Source organism: Streptococcus infantis (assembly GCF_047465525.1).
Lineage (GTDB): Bacteria > Bacillota > Bacilli > Lactobacillales > Streptococcaceae > Streptococcus > Streptococcus infantis_R.
Genome location: NZ_JASGZS010000001.1, coordinates 42,440 through 61,488, shown reverse-complemented (window position 1 = coordinate 61,488; position 19,049 = coordinate 42,440). Strand labels below are relative to the sequence as shown.

General features: G+C 30.1%; 19 protein-coding genes and 1 pseudogene. 1 reads left to right on the top strand and 19 read right to left on the bottom strand.

What is annotated here, in order from left to right; genetic code table 11:
- Nucleotides 1-8: 8 nt before the first annotated feature.
- The 14 genes and pseudogenes from QM374_RS00310 to QM374_RS00245 form a co-directional block, all read right to left on the bottom strand.
- Nucleotides 9-1,874, bottom strand: a complete 1,866-nt coding sequence (locus QM374_RS00310; protein ID WP_414310554.1) for an SAG1250 family conjugative relaxase — start codon at nt 1,872-1,874, stop codon at nt 9-11.
- Nucleotides 1,861-2,226: a plasmid mobilization relaxosome protein MobC gene (mobC, locus tag QM374_RS00305; RefSeq protein WP_000263039.1), complete on the bottom strand. Its 366-nt coding sequence runs from the start codon at nt 2,224-2,226 to the stop codon at nt 1,861-1,863. Before mobC ends, QM374_RS00310 begins: the two co-directional genes overlap by 14 nt.
- Before the next feature lie 9 nt (nt 2,227-2,235).
- Nucleotides 2,236-2,595 (bottom strand): SAG1252 family conjugative relaxosome accessory protein, encoded by a 360-nt coding sequence (locus QM374_RS00300; RefSeq protein ID WP_060955609.1) that lies wholly within the window; start codon nt 2,593-2,595, stop codon nt 2,236-2,238.
- A gap of 333 nt (nt 2,596-2,928) precedes the next feature.
- On the bottom strand, nt 2,929-4,341 hold the full coding sequence (locus tag QM374_RS00295) for a hypothetical protein (RefSeq protein ID WP_414310553.1): 1,413 nt from the start codon (nt 4,339-4,341) through the stop codon (nt 2,929-2,931).
- A gap of 221 nt (nt 4,342-4,562) precedes the next feature.
- Nucleotides 4,563-4,655 (bottom strand): annotated as a pseudogene (locus QM374_RS00290) (toxin PezT); the annotation flags it as partial.
- Nucleotides 4,655-5,131, bottom strand: a complete 477-nt coding sequence (gene pezA / locus QM374_RS00285; protein ID WP_000579619.1) for a type II toxin-antitoxin system antitoxin PezA — start codon at nt 5,129-5,131, stop codon at nt 4,655-4,657. The gene pezA and the pseudogene QM374_RS00290, both read right to left, overlap by 1 nt.
- A 285-nt stretch (nt 5,132-5,416) precedes the next feature.
- Entirely contained in the window at nt 5,417-7,807 is a 2,391-nt protein-coding gene (locus QM374_RS00280) for an AAA family ATPase (RefSeq protein WP_414310552.1), read from the bottom strand.
- A gap of 444 nt (nt 7,808-8,251) precedes the next feature.
- Complete coding sequence (locus tag QM374_RS00275; RefSeq protein WP_000301902.1) at nt 8,252-8,479, bottom strand: hypothetical protein; 228 nt, start codon at nt 8,477-8,479, stop codon at nt 8,252-8,254.
- The gene (locus tag QM374_RS00270) at nt 8,470-9,102 is read right to left on the bottom strand and encodes a DUF3990 domain-containing protein (protein WP_049525923.1); all 633 of its coding nucleotides are present in this window, start codon (nt 9,100-9,102) and stop codon (nt 8,470-8,472) included. Before QM374_RS00270 ends, QM374_RS00275 begins: the two co-directional genes overlap by 10 nt.
- An 81-nt stretch (nt 9,103-9,183) precedes the next feature.
- Complete coding sequence (locus QM374_RS00265; RefSeq protein ID WP_414310551.1) at nt 9,184-9,459, bottom strand: hypothetical protein; 276 nt, start codon at nt 9,457-9,459, stop codon at nt 9,184-9,186.
- Between the two features lie 36 nt (nt 9,460-9,495).
- Nucleotides 9,496-9,879: a DUF5945 family protein gene (locus QM374_RS00260; protein WP_002933294.1), complete on the bottom strand. Its 384-nt coding sequence runs from the start codon at nt 9,877-9,879 to the stop codon at nt 9,496-9,498.
- A complete protein-coding gene (locus QM374_RS00255; protein WP_000152419.1) occupies nt 9,876-10,109 on the bottom strand; it encodes a DUF5965 family protein in 234 nt (77 codons plus the stop codon). The genes QM374_RS00260 and QM374_RS00255 overlap by 4 nt, the downstream gene beginning before the upstream one ends.
- Before the next feature lie 50 nt (nt 10,110-10,159).
- Complete coding sequence (locus tag QM374_RS00250) at nt 10,160-11,245, bottom strand: DNA primase (protein WP_414310550.1); 1,086 nt, start codon at nt 11,243-11,245, stop codon at nt 10,160-10,162.
- 9 nt (nt 11,246-11,254) lie between these two features.
- Nucleotides 11,255-11,896: a hypothetical protein gene (locus tag QM374_RS00245; RefSeq protein WP_049525930.1), complete on the bottom strand. Its 642-nt coding sequence runs from the start codon at nt 11,894-11,896 to the stop codon at nt 11,255-11,257.
- Between the two features lie 1,172 nt (nt 11,897-13,068).
- Here QM374_RS00245 and QM374_RS00240 point away from each other — a divergent pair.
- Nucleotides 13,069-13,953 (top strand): helix-turn-helix domain-containing protein, encoded by an 885-nt coding sequence (locus QM374_RS00240; protein ID WP_049525931.1) that lies wholly within the window; start codon nt 13,069-13,071, stop codon nt 13,951-13,953.
- Here QM374_RS00240 and QM374_RS00235 read toward each other — a convergent pair.
- The 5 genes from QM374_RS00235 to QM374_RS00215 all read right to left on the bottom strand — a co-directional run bounded on the left by QM374_RS00235 (nt 13,916) and on the right by QM374_RS00215 (nt 19,027).
- Nucleotides 13,916-15,079 carry a M16 family metallopeptidase gene (locus tag QM374_RS00235; protein WP_414310549.1) on the bottom strand — a complete coding sequence of 388 codons (1,164 nt, stop codon included), beginning with the start codon at nt 15,077-15,079 and terminating at the stop codon, nt 13,916-13,918. The genes QM374_RS00240 and QM374_RS00235 overlap by 38 nt on opposite strands.
- Nucleotides 15,072-16,193: a HesA/MoeB/ThiF family protein gene (locus QM374_RS00230; RefSeq protein WP_049525935.1), complete on the bottom strand. Its 1,122-nt coding sequence runs from the start codon at nt 16,191-16,193 to the stop codon at nt 15,072-15,074. The genes QM374_RS00235 and QM374_RS00230 overlap by 8 nt, the downstream gene beginning before the upstream one ends.
- A gap of 261 nt (nt 16,194-16,454) precedes the next feature.
- Entirely contained in the window at nt 16,455-18,038 is a 1,584-nt protein-coding gene (locus tag QM374_RS00225) for an ABC transporter transmembrane domain-containing protein (RefSeq protein ID WP_049525936.1), read from the bottom strand.
- Between the two features lie 394 nt (nt 18,039-18,432).
- Nucleotides 18,433-18,729, bottom strand: coding sequence for a DUF5966 family protein (locus QM374_RS00220; RefSeq protein WP_049525938.1), 297 nt, complete (start codon nt 18,727-18,729; stop codon nt 18,433-18,435).
- A gap of 13 nt (nt 18,730-18,742) precedes the next feature.
- Nucleotides 18,743-19,027 (bottom strand): DUF5962 family protein, encoded by a 285-nt coding sequence (locus tag QM374_RS00215; protein WP_049525940.1) that lies wholly within the window; start codon nt 19,025-19,027, stop codon nt 18,743-18,745.
- Nucleotides 19,028-19,049: the final 22 nt, after the last annotated feature.

Genomic DNA, 19,049 nt, shown 5'->3' with positions numbered 1-19,049 from the left:
AGAATCTTCTATTCTATAGTAATATCAGTTTGTAATTTCTGATTTGCTTCTCCATCCATATTCAAAATTCTTACAAATGTTTTTAATCTTCTCACTAAATCCTCATACTCATCAAGATAATGACCGAGTTCCTCTTGTAGCTTTCTTATTTCTTCATTCACATACTCTAACGACGCTGATTCTGTCAAGTTCAATTTTGAAAAGTCATATCTTGCAAGCTTTCGACTGCTTATATCTTCACTCTTCAAATTGATAAGTACTTCCGCCATCTTATTTAAGTTGGCGATTTTTTCATTAATTTGATTTAGTTTTATATCTGTCTCTGCTATTTCTTTTACTAACTCATCTTTAATGTCTTGGTATTTCTTATCTGCTTCAGTTAATTCAATGAAGAGGTTAATCTCGGTAATCTTTTCCTGTAGACTCTTAACTGTAGATCTTCTGTATGGTATTACTCGACTATCGTTGGTTAGCTGTCTTATCAATGTTCGTCCTTCGACATACTGATTCTTATCCGAATGTTCTTTGTTATATACAAAGTATGAGGTTGTCTCACGTATAAAAATTTTATATTTTGTTTGATTCTCTTCTTCTAGAATATCTAATTGATAATTGGGAATGAAAATGAGACCACTCTGCTTAATACCAAAAGACACTTTGATATAAATGCCCTCATCAACTAGCTTCTCTATTTGGTTCTCTGCAAGTTCCACTTCAAATTCACGAACGGTATCTCGTTTTTCCTTAAATGTCTCAAAGGCTTCCTCAATCTCTTCAGTGGATACTTTATCCTTATCTCGTTCTTCTCGGAAAGCATGGTACTGTTCCTGTAAATTCTCTAATCCTTCTGAAACACCGACTTCCTTATTTTTAAAATAATCTTGAAAAAATTTGACATCATATAATTTCTTATCACTTATTTTTTGATGACCCAAACTTATCTTTTGATTATCTTCTTCCAGGATAAAAGTTACATTTTTTTGTTTTAAGCCAATGGTTAAATTCAATTCTTTTGCTTTTGTTATTAACTCTTCTAAAGAATTGACACGGTTCAACAAAAATTCTAAACGACTTTCAATCTCTTGCTTAGCAAAATGCATTCTAAAAAATTCGTCATCATATAGATCTCGTTTGCTGAGTTGGCGTCCTCGAATTGGTTTTGTCATTGCACGATCCGTCATCAAAAAACGGCTATGCTTCTGACTAAAATCAATCTGAACATGCAACTGCTTTGCTTTCTCTAAAAAATCATCAAACGATTTAGATTGCTGCATCAAAAAATAGAGACGTTGTTTCAATTCAAACTTATGACTAGATTCCCTATATTTTTTATAATCACGATAGGAATAACACTTCTCAATAATTTTTGCACCAGCTATTTTTGAAATACGGTCAGAAATCATACGAAAATTTCTTTCTATAGCATAGTTCCATATCAATTTTTTATCTGAATTACGATCTATAGCATTGATTAGGATGTGATTATGAATATGATCTTTGTCTGTGTGAGTTGCCACGATGAAACGAAAACATCCTCCTGTTAATTCCATCATGGTCTCATAACCAATACGATTAATTTCTTCAGGTGTCAGATTATCTTCAGGAGAAAATGATTGGATGAGATGATGGGCATGAATAGTTTGTTGGTGTTTTTCTTGTCGGTCGTTTCTGGATTCGTACAACTTGTCATTATTGGTGAAGTTGACATTGTACATTTCTACCATTTCTGCATGACTAGGGAAGTCCAAGTAATTGCTCATGCCAAAATCAGATACCAATTTCAAATCATCTGTTTTATCGGGATTGAGAATATACTTAATCAAACGCCTACGATATTTTTTACCGTGCGTCGCAAAGTGTTTAGTAACTACCATGAAACTCCTTCAGTCTTTTCACCTCCACTTGAAATTCTTTGTCCACTTCCTTAATTAACTCTCCGACTCCTTTACTCAATTCTTGTAATTGGTCCTGAGAAATCAGATGGCTTTGATTAATCGCACGCGCAATTTGATTGATGTTATTTCCAATCCGTCTCAATTCAAAAACTAACTGGTCATAAGTATCAGTGTTAATCGTGACAAATGACATATTGGGATTAAGCAAAACTTTTCTGGCATAGACTGAGAAATTTTGACAATTGCTCTTAGCAATCCGTTCATTCAATTGGTGTAATTCTGGATCAGTTAGAAATACTTTTTTGAGATTGGTACGATAGCGATAAACCATTACATCCTCCTAACCCATATATTTTTCACGGAACTCACGACTGAGTGGCTGCACTTGATTCACTTCTGCAATCAATTCTTGAACGCAAGTCAATAAGATTGAGACGTGCTCTTGAGTCACTTGATGATTTTCTCTTGCGACAACCAGAACTTCATACACATCTCGACTAATCTGTTCAAACTTTTGACACTGCCAAAGGGAGAACCAACTTTCAAAAATTCTATCCTGATAATTCTTTTTCAATAAATTTTGACGAAGAAATTCTGAGAAACTATCCACTTTTTGTTCCCTCATCATTTCTTTTATCTGTTTTTCTTCTTGTCTCGTAATTCTAAATTGCTTTCGGATTGACTTAATTTCTTGTCCCATTCTGATATCCCTTCAATATTCTACTTGTCTGACAGTGTAAGTCTACCTCACATTGTCAGTACGCTTCCTAAAGACCTCACTTGGTTCTTGTTCGGTCTTTGCGAGCTCAGATATTGTGTCCACAATATCCCAAAAATCATATCGCCAACCGATCAAAAACTTCTAGTTTTGACAGCTAACGATAAGATAACTTGGTGGCTTCGCCCCCAAACCCCCAGTAGAAAAATCTTAGTTGGATTTTTTAAAGTTGAAAAAAGTATATCAGAGGAAATTTGGAAAAGGTATCACAGCATGAAGATGAGAGTAAGAAAAAAGAGAGACAGAACTGGCTCTCTAGTGCTTTTTACATTTAAAGTATAAAATAGGTAACCTTAAAATATCCCAATAGTTTTTATAGATGAAAAAAATAATTTTAGGTTCTGTTCTATTTTCACCTACTAAATAAGGAAATTTAACCACATGACACCCGCATGTCTTGCCATTTAATAAATTTTCGATTAAATCTTGCTTTCTGATTTGATATGAAAATTTTTTATAATGATACCTTATCAGTTTTATTGTATCCTTTGATTCATGGAGATTCACCACACAACAATCATAAATAACAATACAAATTAGAAAATAAAGAGCTACTAAAATCGAAAGAACCATTGCTATATGAAATGAATTGTTATTATTAATTTGAAGTAATAACATATCAACAAATCCACCAAATATTACAATGATTAATGGGAAAAAATAAAAATTGGTTAGCAAAAATGTTAAACCAAATATAATAAATCCTATTATACCAGGTAGGATTAAGGATTTTACCGTTTGCATTTCCTTTTCTAGTTTCCTGTATTGATTTGATAAAAATAAATATGATTTCTTTTTCGTAGAATCTTTACTATCCGAAACCAAATCAAAAACATCATCTTGTTCTAATATTAAGAATGTTTTACCTTCAGCTTTATTCACTGTAACACTTTCTTTGTTATTCCTATAAATTTTTACTTTCTCAACTGATGACTCAAATAGCTTTGTTCCTTTTTTTAACTTTATTCTCTGATTATCTATAGGTAAACTATAAATATTATCTTCAATACTGTATAGTGACTGTGGGATTTTGTTTTCAGAAGTCATAACTATATCAAAGTCAGTTTCAGTATCAATCGAATAAACTTTACCATCACTGATATTTTTTAAATAGAACCTTTCGAGAGATTGAAACGGGAACTGTTTTACCTCGTTATCAAAATGATTAATAAAAATAATAAAAATAATAAAAATAGAAAGAATTCCTAATAAAATATACACTCCTATTAGAACTGACTTAATAAATGGGAACAAATAAGATTGACTATATTTCCAAAGTTTACCTCTATTCAGTTTTTTGTGAATTGTAAGATATTTTTTGTAAAAAACATAAATTATCTCATCATTCTTGATGTTAGATAAAAATTTTTTTCTTGAATAAATAAAGGAATTCATACTGACTGTTACAGTACATAAGATAAAGAAAAAAACTAAAGTTGGATTAACCAATGACAAAACTGTCAATAAATCTGTTTGAAAATATATTCTTAATAAATAGATACTAAATATCCATAATAAAATGGTAAAGACAATTATTAAGGCAATATTTTTTAAAAATATTTTTTTACGTTTTTCAACTTCTCCATTATCAGAATAGTATATTCCTGCTATAGTAATCGTAGAAACAATCATAGAAATTACTGTTGCTAAATCCTTAATAACATCCATAGTAAAGGCCCTCTATAATTTGGATTCCAATTGAATTCCAAATATCCCTCTCTATTCTTTTTTTAATATGAATCTACTATGATGTTATGAATTGGAAATTTTTTACTTCTATCATATTGTACATAGCAGATAAAATTATCATTTTCTGGAAACAGTTCTCTCTTTCTTCTTAATTCGTTGTGAGAAGCAGTTAAATAAACAATATCAGCAGACATATTAGTTTGCTTACTGGATATTTTTCCTCTTGTCAGAGAACGAAGATTCCGCGCTAGAGCATGTTTGAATTCACTATCAGTATAATCTTGGATTTCCACTAGGCTACCATCCGTTTTTCAGATATCTCTAACATACGTTCAATTCCATCCAAATAGCCGCTATATCTCTCTATTTCATCAAAAGTTTCCACTAAATAGATATTCGTATGAATCAAGTCAGATAGATCATCACTCATTAAAATCCAAGGATTAGATTCATCATCAATGCTAATTCCCTGGCTATCTTGATAACGATAGAGTCGAGATAGTAGATTAGCACCTCTTTCTTTCACAATTTCAATTTTTAAAGTCAATTCATAATCTTCAACAGGATTGAGCATTTTATCTTCTCCTACAATATCGACATAAGATACATTAAACTTCTGACAAATGATGTCTATTAATTCGGTAGAGACTGAACTCGTTCCATTTTCATAACGACTCAGACTATTTCGTGAAATACCTACAATCCGTGCAAATTCGGGTTGTGTTAAGTCATGTGTTTTACGTAAGGATTTTATGTTCTTTCCAATCATGGCAAACTCCCTTCATTTGATAATACCATTATAACATAAAAAACATAACTCACCAATTTTGGTGAGTTGTGTCTTGTTTTTCTATACTAAACTTTACTTCTAAAAAAGCCACCTAAAAGGGAGCACAACACTCAACAGTATAGAGATAATACTCTTCGAAAATCAAATTCAAACCGCGTCAGCTTCGCCTTGCCGTACCTAAGTACAGTCTGCGACTAGCTTCCTAGTTTGCTCTTTGATTTTCGTTTAGTATAAGTACATCTCTTTAATGAAATGTCGTTATTTTTATCTATCTTCCAGAAAATCGGGGTGAGTTAAATTACTATTATTGAGAAATGATTTAAATTGTTCTGGATCATTTCGATGTAAGGCGCCTAATATTATTCTAGCATCATGCTTAAACTCGCATGTATTAATGGGATTGCGAGTTCTATCAAACCTATCTTCTCCATGAGAGTACTCATTATTTATACGTTGCATAAATGGAGCATTCTCATCTCCGAAATAATTAATAATTTTATCGTCATTCTTTGTTTTATAGTCAGGATATTTAAAGTATAAAAGAGTTTCAATAAATTTTCTACCGTTGTTTGGAAAATTATAAAAAACAGAAAAATTATTTTCGTGTTCATCTTCTGTTGCCACTCTATATATTTGTTCAAACAGGAATACAAATTCTGTGACTTTATTTGATAAATGCGTAGGCAATTTTTTTATATAACTTTTTGACGGGATATTTTCAGCTTCTTTTATCTTTTCTATTAAGTAATAATCTTTTTTATTAGAAAATCTATTTGTATATTTCAAGAAATCTAGATTATGAGTGGACAAGAAGTATTGTAAAAATTCTTTCTTTTCTAGAAGACAAAAAATTAGGTTGTAGATATAAAAAATGTTATTTTCATCCAGACTAGAGACAGGGTCATCAATAAATAAGATTGTTTTTGACTTTTCTTCTGTCGACAAACTTTCTAATCTTGTAATATAATAAGCAAAGGCTATTAATGATTTTTCTCCTTCACTTAGATTATATGCTCTTTCTTCATTACGAGAAACTTCGAAATATATACCTTCCTCATCATCGACTGATTTTAGGGACATCTCTGAATGTGCTAAAGAATTTTGAAGTATCATATTTATACGTTTTGCTGCTTCAGATTCTGACTTTAAACTACCTTCAAGTTCAATAATATCTTGCTCAAATTTTTCTTTTTCTTCCTTTAATTTTTTCTGTTCTTTGGAATTCTCATTTATATATTCTTCAAGTTGGTCAACTTCTTGAGATAGTTTAGTGAACTCAGATACAGGGAACTCTTTTACGATATAATATCTTCGAAGAAAATCTATGCTTTTAGTTTTCCTATCCTCAAATTGTTCTATCTGTTTAATAGTACCATCATATAGTGAGTTAATCTCAACTTGAATTTCGGAAAAATCAATCCAATTTAAATCATTAATTTCAATTTTAGAAAAAATGTCTCGTTGTTTTTCTGAAATTTTTGATTCTAGTATTTCTAGAACTCTTTTTCTATTATTAATATTATTTTCAATCTCTTTGTTTATATTTTGAATATCAGATACAGAGTCTTTAAAATAATCTTCCTTATTAATATTTGGAATAGCATCTAATTTTTGGATTTCTGATTTTATCCTATTATTTTGCAGCACTAATTCGTTTTCCAGAGAGCTTAACTCATCAGAAAAAGCCAACTTTAGATTTTTAATAAGCTCACCATCAATGCCGTTACCACAAAATACACATTTTTCTGGATTATCTCCATGGATATCAACACCATGCTTAATCCAATTTATTTTATCTGGACTATCTTTATATTCATCTAGAATATTACTTACTGAGACAACTTTAGATAAAAGCTTCTTCGTATTTTCTAAAAATAATGTGAAATTAAAATTTTTATCAAAACTAACTAAATCAATTTTTTGTGGTTTATTTATGTTTTTTTCGAGAATTCGTATTTTGGCTTGTTCAACATTCTTTTCTAACTCAGCTACAGCCTTCTCATCATCTTGTAATGGTAAAATAGGAAAATGAGCTGAATATTTTTTAAACTCTTCCTTTATATCTCGTATATCATATTTATTACCAACTACGACCGAGGGATTCTTTAAATTCTTGATTTTTGATGCAGTTGTTCTCAGTTTTGAATTCAAAACATTTTCACTACTCTTAAGCTTTTTTTGTTTTTTAGTTATATCCGATTCAACCTGTGACAATTTTTCATTTCTGGGTTTAAGTTCGTTTAATCGTATATCTTCAATTTTCTTCAAGGTTTCATTAGTATCACTACCTATCGAAATTTGGAAACTATTTAATTTATTGTCATTGTGAAGATAAATATTATCGTCAATAAATTGCTGATTGAAAACTTTACAATCTATTGGTAAGTCGCTACCTATTTCGTTTGACTTAATAATCCTATGATTAGCTAGTTTGACTTCAAAATCTATATTTTCATACTTTTCTGGAAGTTGCTTAAGTTCAATACTTTGAAAAATTTTCGAATAAGTACTTTTTCCTGAATAGTTTCTACCGTAAAAAATATTAATTCTTCCATCATTAAAATCATTACCGATACCTGATTGACTATGCTGTTTGTAATCTTTATAGCAACCAAAATCTTTGATATCAATTTTTTTAATCTCTAAATCTGACATAGTTTATACCTCTTTTTCATTATATCATATAGACATAGCATAAAACAGGATGCGTACTCAAATTACTTTATAAATGAGAATCATTCCAATCGATCTTTGAATTGTGTCGATGAAGCAACTTCTTTCAACTCTGTAAAATGAGATTTTTAAGCCTAATCTATCACATTAAATACTGAAAACTTCGTCTAGATTTGTCAGTCTAACTCATTCCGACAGGAGTTTCATTTCTAACTTGACAGAAAATGATTCACAAGCCGATTGACACGAAACGCAACTGAATTATTCAGATAGACATTTATTACGATTTCATCGGGAAAAAAACAAAATAATGAAAAAGCGAGTCAGTCCGTCTGACTCGCTACTATTAACCCTGATAACTGAACTGCTAGCTATCAACTTGGCTAAGAGTAATTTCTTTCTTTTGAGGTCGCTTATTTCAAAATCCTATACAATAAAATACTCTTGTTTAATTTTTGTAAGCAGATTGTTAGCAACCGAAGTTACACCAACATGCATCAGTTCAGGATCAGAATAATCTAGATTACGAGCATAGCCTTCTGCAACAGTCTGAGCAATACGCTCATCCAATTTATAATTAGAGGCTTTTAATAGTGCTTGAAATAATTCTGAACTATATAGTTTAATATTATTTTCCAATGATACTACTGCCATTTTTGTAACTCCTCTCCTGTCTTTGATTGATAAACCTTCTCTATTTTCATTATATCACAAAAAGATTGGTTGTGAATGGATAATTGTTTAAAAGAATAGGGTTTTCTAAACTCAGAAAGCATTTCTTCTTTTGTAATTTCATTCTGACGAAAACGAGCTAAAGCTTGGGTTGGATTGTCATCAGTCTGAACACCATAGATAAAATCAAAATGGTGTTGTAATTCATCTGGATTTTCCCGATTTTGAAAGACAAATTCCGCAAAATCTAAATCTGACTCTGATTTTTTATGTTTTGCAAAATAGTGACAATGATAGTCTGGGTTCTTAAAAATTTCTACAAAATTTGAAATACGAAATTCTAATATAATTCCGAATTCTTCTTCTGACTCAAAAATATCTTTATTCGCCATAATGTTATTTAGAACTTCAACTTGTTTATTGATAAATTTTCTAGCTTGTTCAAAGTCAGGCGTAATATAGAAACCAGGTCCAAAATCTAGCTCACTCCCTAAGTTAAATTGAACATTGATACCTTTTTTTAACGATTCTAAATGTCGGAACAATGTCGCATGGAACCACTGAGTCTGACCTAGTTGCTTTTCCTGCTTGGTAGTCAACTCCAAAATATTTACTTCCTTCTCTAGTCTATACTAAAAGTATAACACAAGACTTTATGCAAGTAAAAGAAAATTTTATAAAACCATTTATTTCATTCCATCTTTCCTAAATCTCTCTAAATTCTTCTCCAATTGTTCCTTATGAAGTTGATTCTTAGCTTCCTTTAATGTGTCGTCCAAAGTTTCTTCTCTGTAAGTTGCTTCTGTTTTTAGTTGTTCTGATCCTTGATCTGGAGTGAAAATGATATCTAACAGTCGGTCTATTTTTTCAAGATCTTGGACAGACATATCAGATAGTCTATGAATTAGCTTCTTAAATACATCACTATTGTCTTTGTTTTTCTTAAAAAGTTTTGTAAACATCTATAACCTCTCAAAAAAGCAGCCTATCAGGACTGCTTAGTGTAATTCGGAAATCGCATCATAAATTGACTGCAATTTCTTATTGTCTTTATTCTTTGTGTCGATCAACGTATGTAGCTCTTCAATTTTCTTTTGACTACTTTGAATATCGCTATTGTTATCTGCAATAAGTCTTTTAAGATGTTGCTGATAACTTGTAGTGATATCTGTCTCTTTTCCTGTTCTAACCTCTGTAACTTTGGGTTTAGAACTAGAATTTGATTCCGTCACAGGTGCTTGTTTACGCTTTTGAAAAGCTGCTTCATAATTTACATCATTACCTCCTTGATGATTTCCAAATAAGGCCGCAATTTTATCTGGATCTTCTTGATTTTCTGATTTACTTTCTAATGGTTGATTAAAATTCCAATCTTTTGTCATTCACTCATTTCATCCTTTCTAAATTCAGAATCATCGAATTGTCTTTCTTTACCAAAGGCATGGTCAAGAGCTTCTTCAAAACTCATGTGACTGATGCTTTGACGCCTTTTGAACGTTGCAAACATCGCTGTCTCCAGTTGTTCTTTGTAAGCAGCGAGTTTTTCTGTCTCTCTTGCTACCTTGCTTTCTTGCCTAGTGACCTTTTCTTCTAAGCGTTCGATTATGGTCATATATGATCCTCCTTCATTCTAATATTAGCTAAAACATCTTGATTTTGTTATCACAATTCTAAACATTGAGAGGTTTGTCTTACTGGTGGATTTCCAAAAGTCTCTTTCACAGTCTCGATCATCAATTGTAAATCTGATTTCTTTTCTCGAAGAATATCGTTCCAGTCTATTTTTTCTTTCCCAAATTCATTATTAGGTAAATCCAGTAAAACGGGAAATCCTGCTTGAGATAACTTATCAGAAAAATCTTTACCTGCATCATCACAATCTACCGCAAGTGTCAATAAATCAGGATGATTATCGAAATAGGTAGTGGTATCACGAATTGTATTGATTAAGGGCAATAACTTCGAAGGTGTTACTGTATCTAAAAATTCCAACTTCTTATTTTCTTCAGCTATTAGTCGTAAAGTTTGATAAGCAACAACAGATTTTTTTAATCCCTCCATAGATACCAAACGAACATCAGATAGATTTTGTTGATGAAGTTCGTAATAGCTCATCAAATCAATGAACGATTCACAAAAGACCAGTCTATTTGGTTTACCAATGTCAAAGGAGATTCCAACATGTCCATGGCTTCCTTTTAAAATTGTTTTTAACCTCTCTCTTGGGATAGAATGATTCTTATAAATCCCTTGTAGGCTTGCCGCCTTCAGTTTGTGACGATGATCAAAGCTTTTAAAAACAATAACAGGTTCAACTGTTTCATTTGTTTTCCAACTAGCTTGTGCCATCAAACCTTGTTGGATCATCTTTTGTACGATTTCTTCTGAAATTCCTCTACATTCTGTTAAGTAATATCTGGTCAAACGACAGTCAGAATCTTCTATTGACTTTAAAGGATAATAAAATGGTCTCTCTATATTGTCTTGAACAATGCCTTTTTGAAAAGGTTCTTCAGAAAGAAAGGCTAGAGCTTCTTTAAAGGATATTCCCTTAACTAGTTGAACAAAATCAATGACATCACCTTGAATATCTCTTGAAAACCATTTAAAAGTATTGGTAGTTGAAAAAATCCGAAATGAATCATGTTCAGGATGTTCATAGACACTGCTAGAAACTTGTTTAAAGGAGATACCTAAACGACTTGCTACATCAAGAATTGAAATTTGCTTACATTCTTCTATTTCCATGCAATATCATCATTTTGTCGTAGTATTTGGCAGTGATGGTATTGATGATGATTCTTCTAAAGTTTTAGGAGTTTCCTTATCTAAATCATCCAACCCAGATTTCCAAACCTGTACTTGGTTGACCAATAACTTACCAGGTAGTTTAGAATAGGATAACTTAACTGTTCTTGTTTCTGTCTGATTAGTCTTTGATTGGTTGGCATTCTTTAAATCAGATACATAGGTTACATTATAAGAGACCATGGCAATGGCTTGATTCGTAGTCTGATTGACAAAGATATCAGCTTTTTCAAAATGATAATCCAAAATATAGTCCTTATACACTTGGTTCATGGCATCGTTTTGACTTGTCAATTCTTGAGAATAAGCTGATTCAGTCATATAAGGTTGAATGCGTGTATTATTTTCTCCGAGCTTTTCTTTCGTATAGTACTGTGTCAAAAATTCTTTTACAGTATCCGATGACAAAATACTGGCTTTATCTTCTGCTTGTTTATCTTCCACAAGTTTAGCTGCAGCCAATTCAATCTCTTTGCGACTTTGTTTAGCAGTAGAATGTTGACCAGCAGTATATCCCATCATGAGAATAAAGCTAGTTGCGGCTACTGCTCCAACACTAATTAAGGCTTTAGTTTTGACTTTATTTAACATCTTAGACCTTCTTTCTATAAAAACTAGGTCAAGAATAACAAAAAGAACTTGTAAGTTTTATCACACAACAACTAAAGGTGATTCCTACATTTCAGGCGCAAAATCGTACAGTTCAGAGAAAAAAATAAAACTAGCTGTCTTTGGAGTATAATAGACTTATTGGAAAAAAATAAAATGCATACTGTACTATGCTATACTATAGTTAAGAAAACTATTTACAAAAGATCATGCAACTAACTTCTGAGAACTTTAAATTATTTATTAGTGTAAAAAAGGACACCTTCCCAACGAAGATATCCTGTCTAAATAAAGCTTATAAAGCCAAACACTATAAAGGAGGACGTCCAAAAACGCTAAGTCTATAAAAACAGTTGATGCTAAACTTGCGTTATTTATTCTATTGACCAACTCTACGTCTCCTAGCTTTTGATTTTGGTCTTGGATTAGCGACAGTCACTGAACATTAACATTCGTAGAATATACTCTCCATTCCTCAAGTCTATTTGACTTAGAAAACTTAAAATCAACAAGTGTCACTATAGCTATTGATGTAATAGAAAATCCTATTTCAACGTTAAAAGAAACCAAAGTAAAATTATTCAGGAAAAAAGAGACATAACATAAAGACACAAATCATACTCGATTTAACACCACTTCATGCCTGCTAATTAGTTTTTTAAGAAGGTCATACACATGATTTTACTCTTTTTAAGAAAGGATAGGTCAAGTTTGCCAGAGCAATCACTTGTTTTTCTGGATTTGGATTATTTATGCATTGTGAATACTCATAAGATAACCTTCATTCCTGTTAAAAGTTCTAAAAAGCATCCATTGACTGAAGAGGATAAGAGGTTTAATAGAGATACTTGTAATACGTATTAAAATCGAGCATTTTAATACTAAGTATAAAACTTTTCAATTTATGGAATCATCAACTATGAGTTAAAATAATTTTCGAACAAAGGCTGTCCAAAAAACTTGATATAATGCGTTTTATCGTGGGAATATTCATTTTATTTTCTCCTGAAATTGAGTTTTTACCCAGACTCATTAATTTTATTGATATAATCCAATAATAATGATAATATCAAATAGTAATAAAAGAATTTGATAGTATTTTTTCATAATCTGTCACACTTTCTAATAATTTTTTATGGTAAAGGGAGGTAAATATGATTTTAGGTGAAACTTATAGAAAAATACGAGAAGGAAAAGGTATTTCTATTTCTTCATTAGCAGGTGCAGAAATTTCAAAGTCTCAAATTTCTAGATTTGAATTAGGAGAGACAGAAATTTCATTTTTTAAATTATTATATCTACTTGAAAAAATAGGTGTAACACTAGAAGAGTTTTTACTTTCCTGTAATAATTATGAGCCTTCAGACTTCAATAGCTTGATCCGCTTAGTTCAACAGGCTGCCTACAATCAAGAAATTAAATCATTACTTAATATGGCAAACAAAGAGATAGCACTGTTTAGAGAGACAAATTCTCATTATCATAAGCTAAATGCTATTTTCATTGAAAGCATTGTCTATGGAATTGATAATAATCATAAATTGAGTAATCAAGACACCTCTTACCTTACAAATTATTTATTTTCTGTTGAAAACTGGGGATATTACGAAATTCTTATTCTTGGAAATTGCTGTCGAGCAATATTACCAAATTTATTATTTAGATATGCTAAAGAGGCACTAAAAAAAGGAAAGTTGTATAGTTCCATACCTAGAAATAAACAATCTCTCGTTCAATTACTTCTTAATTCACTTATTATAATGATTGAAAATAGCTTATATGAGGAATCTTTATTTTTAAAACAAGCTACTAAGAATATATTATCTAATTCCACAGATTTTTTTGAACAAACTATTTTTTTGTATTTAGATGGATATTTTGAACTTAAATTTCATCATAATCAAAAATCAATTTTAAAAATAGAAGATGCTTTAAAAATTTTTGAATTATTCAATAAAACAATATACAAAAATTATAAAGAATACTTCGAAAAAAATATTATCAATTTAATACAATGTGGTAATTCCTATTTTGAATAATTGCTTTTTTTGAAAATCTCTTGAACTCATCTAAAGAAATCAACTCTAGCTCTTCAGCAATACTATCCCAACTTGGAATATCAAATAATTTTTCTCTACAAATTGTTTTTAAATATTCATTTTTATTAACTTCACAATTTATGTACAATTCATTGATTACTCTTTTTTTAGCCTTATAAAATAATAGTTCATCAGATAAATCGGATTCATTAACAAGATTGTTCTCTAGTGTTTTAATCAATTTTTTCTTATAGATTGTAGGTGTTATAGTTACGATTTTTAGTAAAGTCATATTACTATAAAATATTGGGTATGATACAATATTATATATCCATTGCTTTTGTGTCCTTAACTTATGGCCTAATAATGAATCTTTAATACCAGTTAACATCGAGTTTAAGATACTTAACATTGCCATATCATGAGATGATGCTACCATACCAGATATATCAAGATACATAGAAATTTCAGAGAGTTCTTGTATTTTATCTAATTCTGTTAAACCACTTGAAAATGTCGGAAAGTTAATTTCTACAGATGATCCACTTAAAGGTAACATATTTTCAATATATATGATTTCACTTTGTAGAAAACTTGGACCAGAAATAGCAATCTGGAATTCTCCTGCTTGAATTTTATTTTTATAAAATTTATATATAGTTTCTAAAGTAACAGACTCAATATTACCTCTAGTACCAATAATATCTATTGACCAAGAACTATTTTTAAAAATTACTCGATTATCATTAATAGATTTTTTACTATTTTCATACTGATTTAATTCAATTAAGACTATTTTCTTTTCCCTCAATAGTTCATCTTCAGTAATAGAAAGATTGAAAATCCTACTTATCAGTATTTTAAAAATTTTATTGAAATCTTCAGCTAGACAGTAACCACTTAAATTAATATAATCTCTAGATGTCTCTCCTTTAATAGCTGCACCATTCATATCAAACAATTCATTTAGTGATTGTTCATTCCCTGCTCGTATTAGTAAATGTTCAATAAGATGTGAAAATCCTAATTCATTTACTTGCTCAATACTAGTACCTGCAACAAACATCAATGAAAAATATGCAAATTTACTTGCTTGATTTTTTTTAAATATAATTTTCTTATTCATCAATTTTTAGAATCTCCCAGAGTTTACTTTTATTGAAATCATGACCACATGTAGGACAATGAGATTGCTTAGAGAAGTGCTTGAATTCATCTTCCCTAAAACTATAAAAATCAAATCTAAATAAAGTATTCCAAACATTACTATTTTTCTCTGTTACACAATCTAACCATTTCTTCACAACCCATGATGACAATAATAGAATATTAGTTAAAATATTTGCAGTTATTAATTTTCCATCATAGTTTGAAAATTTTTTAACTAAATTTTGAAAGTTATCACTATCTTGTTCATAAAGTAAACAATCAACACAGCCTATATTTTGAATATTAGGATTACAAAATAAGAGTTTACCTGCGCTACGTTGGCTAAAACAGTATATACTAGGGATATTAAATAAATAGCATGCTCTATTTACTAATCTTTGTGCTATATAAGGAGGTTCATCCATACAACAAAATACCCAGTCACTTTCAGAAATTTCTTTTTTTACAGCATCAACAGTGCTCATTTTTAACTTTCTTTTTGTGACTACACACTGATAATTACGTTTTAGAATACAATCTTTTACACAGTCAACTTTATATTTACCAATATCGTTAAAGGTAAACATAGATTGCCTATTTATATTATTTTCTTTAACAATATCATCATCGACTAAATGAAGTCGCCCTACCCCTAATTGGGCTAATTGTAATGCGATATGAGAACCACCGGCTCCACATCCTAGTATGGTAACTTTTAAATTACTCAATTTTTCAAGTAATTTAATCCCACCAATACCTTCACTAGAATAATAAGTTTCCAGTGATTCATTAATTAAATAGTGATCAATTTGATTTACAGGTCTATCTAATATTTCTAATAAATTACGATCAGAAAATTTAGATATATATTTTTCTATAATATTTTCGGATATATCATATTTTTTTCTTAATAAATCTTTAATTTCTTCAAAGCTATTAATTCCATTGCAACAAGAAATTAAATCTAACCAAAAATCTGAGTATCCTGTAATTTCTAATACATCAACATCGTCAGCTCCAATTCTTAATCTATCGTTCTTCCATTGGTAAACGATTCTATCCTGGTTCCATTTTGGGAAATAATTATCCATTTTATATCCTCAACTATTTGATAAAAGCATGCAAGATGAACATGCATGCTTTTGTTATACACGAGAAGTCAATTAATATTATTGACTTCTTTTTTATTAATACAAACTAATTTAAACTCTCTTTTTAAGAGTTTAAATTAACTAAATCTAAAATTATCTTAGATAAAGTACCAATTAGTTGTATCTTCTTCACGAATTTCTTCAAATTCTAACTCCAAAATGTTGAAATCTTCCATAATCATGATCATCACCTCCTTTCTATTATAAAACAATTATCTGATCAAACTCTTCCAATATTTCTGGATTTTGATCATGAGTAATGACAATAACAATTGCATCTTTAATGGATAGAATGTAGTCCATTATTTCTTTTGCTTTTATTGGATCAAGGTTACTTGTAGGTTCGTCAAATATATAAACTGAATATGTTTTGACTAAAAACCTAGCTAAATCAATTCGTTGCTTTTCTCCTTCTGAAATGATTTGGTTTGATTGAGCTAGGTTTTTACGAAGGAAGTCTTCATTAAAACCTAAGGATTTTCTTAATTTTTCAGTTAAATGAAGGTTTCTAGCCAATTTGATATTCTCTAGAATATTGCCTTCAATCAGAAAGTCATTTTTTTGCACAAACGCAATATCTTTATATAACTCCTCTGAGGGAATATCAATATTCTGTTTTCCGTTGATTTTTATTTCTCCATCATAAAGATTTTTTGGATAATAATTTAGTATTAATTTTACTAAAGTTGTTTTCCCAGCTCCTGAAGCACCGATAATAGCATAGCGCTTGCCTTTTTTAAATTCATAGGAAAAACAATCAAATAATATTCTATTTTCAATTTCATAATATAATTGGCTAATAGAAATGGTCGAAATATTATCACAATTAATTGTAGTTGTTTTATGAAAAATTTCATGATTCGTCTCATATAGATTTTCTTGGATATTATCAATAATGGACTTACAACTGTTGATTAAATTTTTATTGTAAAGAATAGATTGTAAAGGAGCAAAGACACCGTTTAATAATTGAATACTTGCTACGAGTAATCCAATAGTCAGTAAGTTATTTCTTACAAAAAAGATACCAGCAACCATACAGGATAGTTGAGAGCAAAAACTTAGTAAGGTTCCAGTAGTTGAAGCTATGTCTTTTAAAAATTGATAAGTTTTTCTGGACTCTTCAAATTCTAAACTGATTCCTTGAATTTTTTCTTGAATCCAGCTTTGAACATTTAATAACTTAATTTGTTCAAAACCATCAATAAAGTTTGTCATTTTTGATAAATAGTCACTATTTTGTAGGGAATAATTATTAGTTGCTTTAGTCATTAACTTTCCAGGAATTTGAGATAGAAAAATCGTTATACTTGACAATAAAAGAAAGACTAATGCTAATCGCCATTCTATATAGATAATAGCAACCACACTCATGATAAGGGTCCCTAAATTTGCAATTAGAGAGATTCTAGGAATCAATAAATTTTCTTGAATAAGGTCACTATTTTTGGTGATATTATTTAAGAAATCTGAATGGTTACGGTTGTCAATTTGGTTAAATTCACGCGATAAATAATGTAATAAGAGACCCTTTTTTAGATCTATAATAACTTTTTTTACATATTGATTTTTAAGATAGGAATAAGAACAAGAGATAAAGAACCACAGTAAAATAGAACCTACAGAAATAGTGATATGAAAGAGTAATCCACTATTTGAATTAGATATACTATCAAGTATTCTTCCTAATTGAATAGAGAAGAATGTCATTAAAAGAGCACTTGTCAAACTTAATAAAATAATCAAGAAATATAGTAATTTATATTGTTTCATAATCTGGTTCATATCTTACTCCTTAAGTAACTCTGATGAGAATATTATAATCCAAATATGAAAATCAGAAACAAACCTCCCGTATTTGGGACGCAATGAATGGTTTACACTAAATATAAAAAAAAATTATAAAATAATTATTTTTTAAAATAAGAGGAGAACTCATATTTTTATTTAACAATGAATATATCACACTAAACCAGATAGAATATACAAGTTAATTTGTACCGAAATTACTATATATTATAAGAAAAATAGAAACTCTAAAGCATTCTGTACACTTTAATTTTAATTCATCTCTTTTTATTTCTCACACTAAGTACTAGGACGGGATTATAAGCACATCAATAAAAAAAACTCTATTCAAACTTACCTTTGAATAAAGTCTTTTAACTATCTAAAAAGTTCACATTTTATTCTTATTTATGGAGTTAATGAAGCGCCAACTAAATCCTAGAACCAACATCAGATTGATGAAAAGGTACACAGCTGTAAAACTAGTTAAACCATGTTGTCTGATATCATCAAAATATAAAGTAGGTTCAGTAAAGAACAAATAAATTCCATAAACCTCCACGAAAATAAGAAAACTGACAAAACCAATCAGGAAAAGTCCACTGGCAATAAGAAAGAGTCTCCATAAAAGAATGAGAATTCCTCCAACTGCTAAAAAAATTACTGGGATAAGGAGTAAATCATTCATAACTTTCTCCTTTCTAGTTAATCAATTGACGATAATGGGTGGCAAGAGAGGAATCAAACTCTTCTAATTTTTGAACTAAGTCCAAATACTCCTCTTTTTCATGTTCTTCAAAGTCCACACCTCGATGATTCTGAAGAGAGATTTCCAATTGACTAGTGAGTTCTCGTTTAGAAAAACTGTAATCCCCAGTAACTTCCTCATAATGTTCCTTTAGTTCCTTGTAGGCTTGGTATTCTTCAGGTGTTTGAAATCCCTGTACCAAGGCCTCTTCTAATTGATAATAGGTATCTTCCATCATAATCGTTACCTCGTTTCTTTCT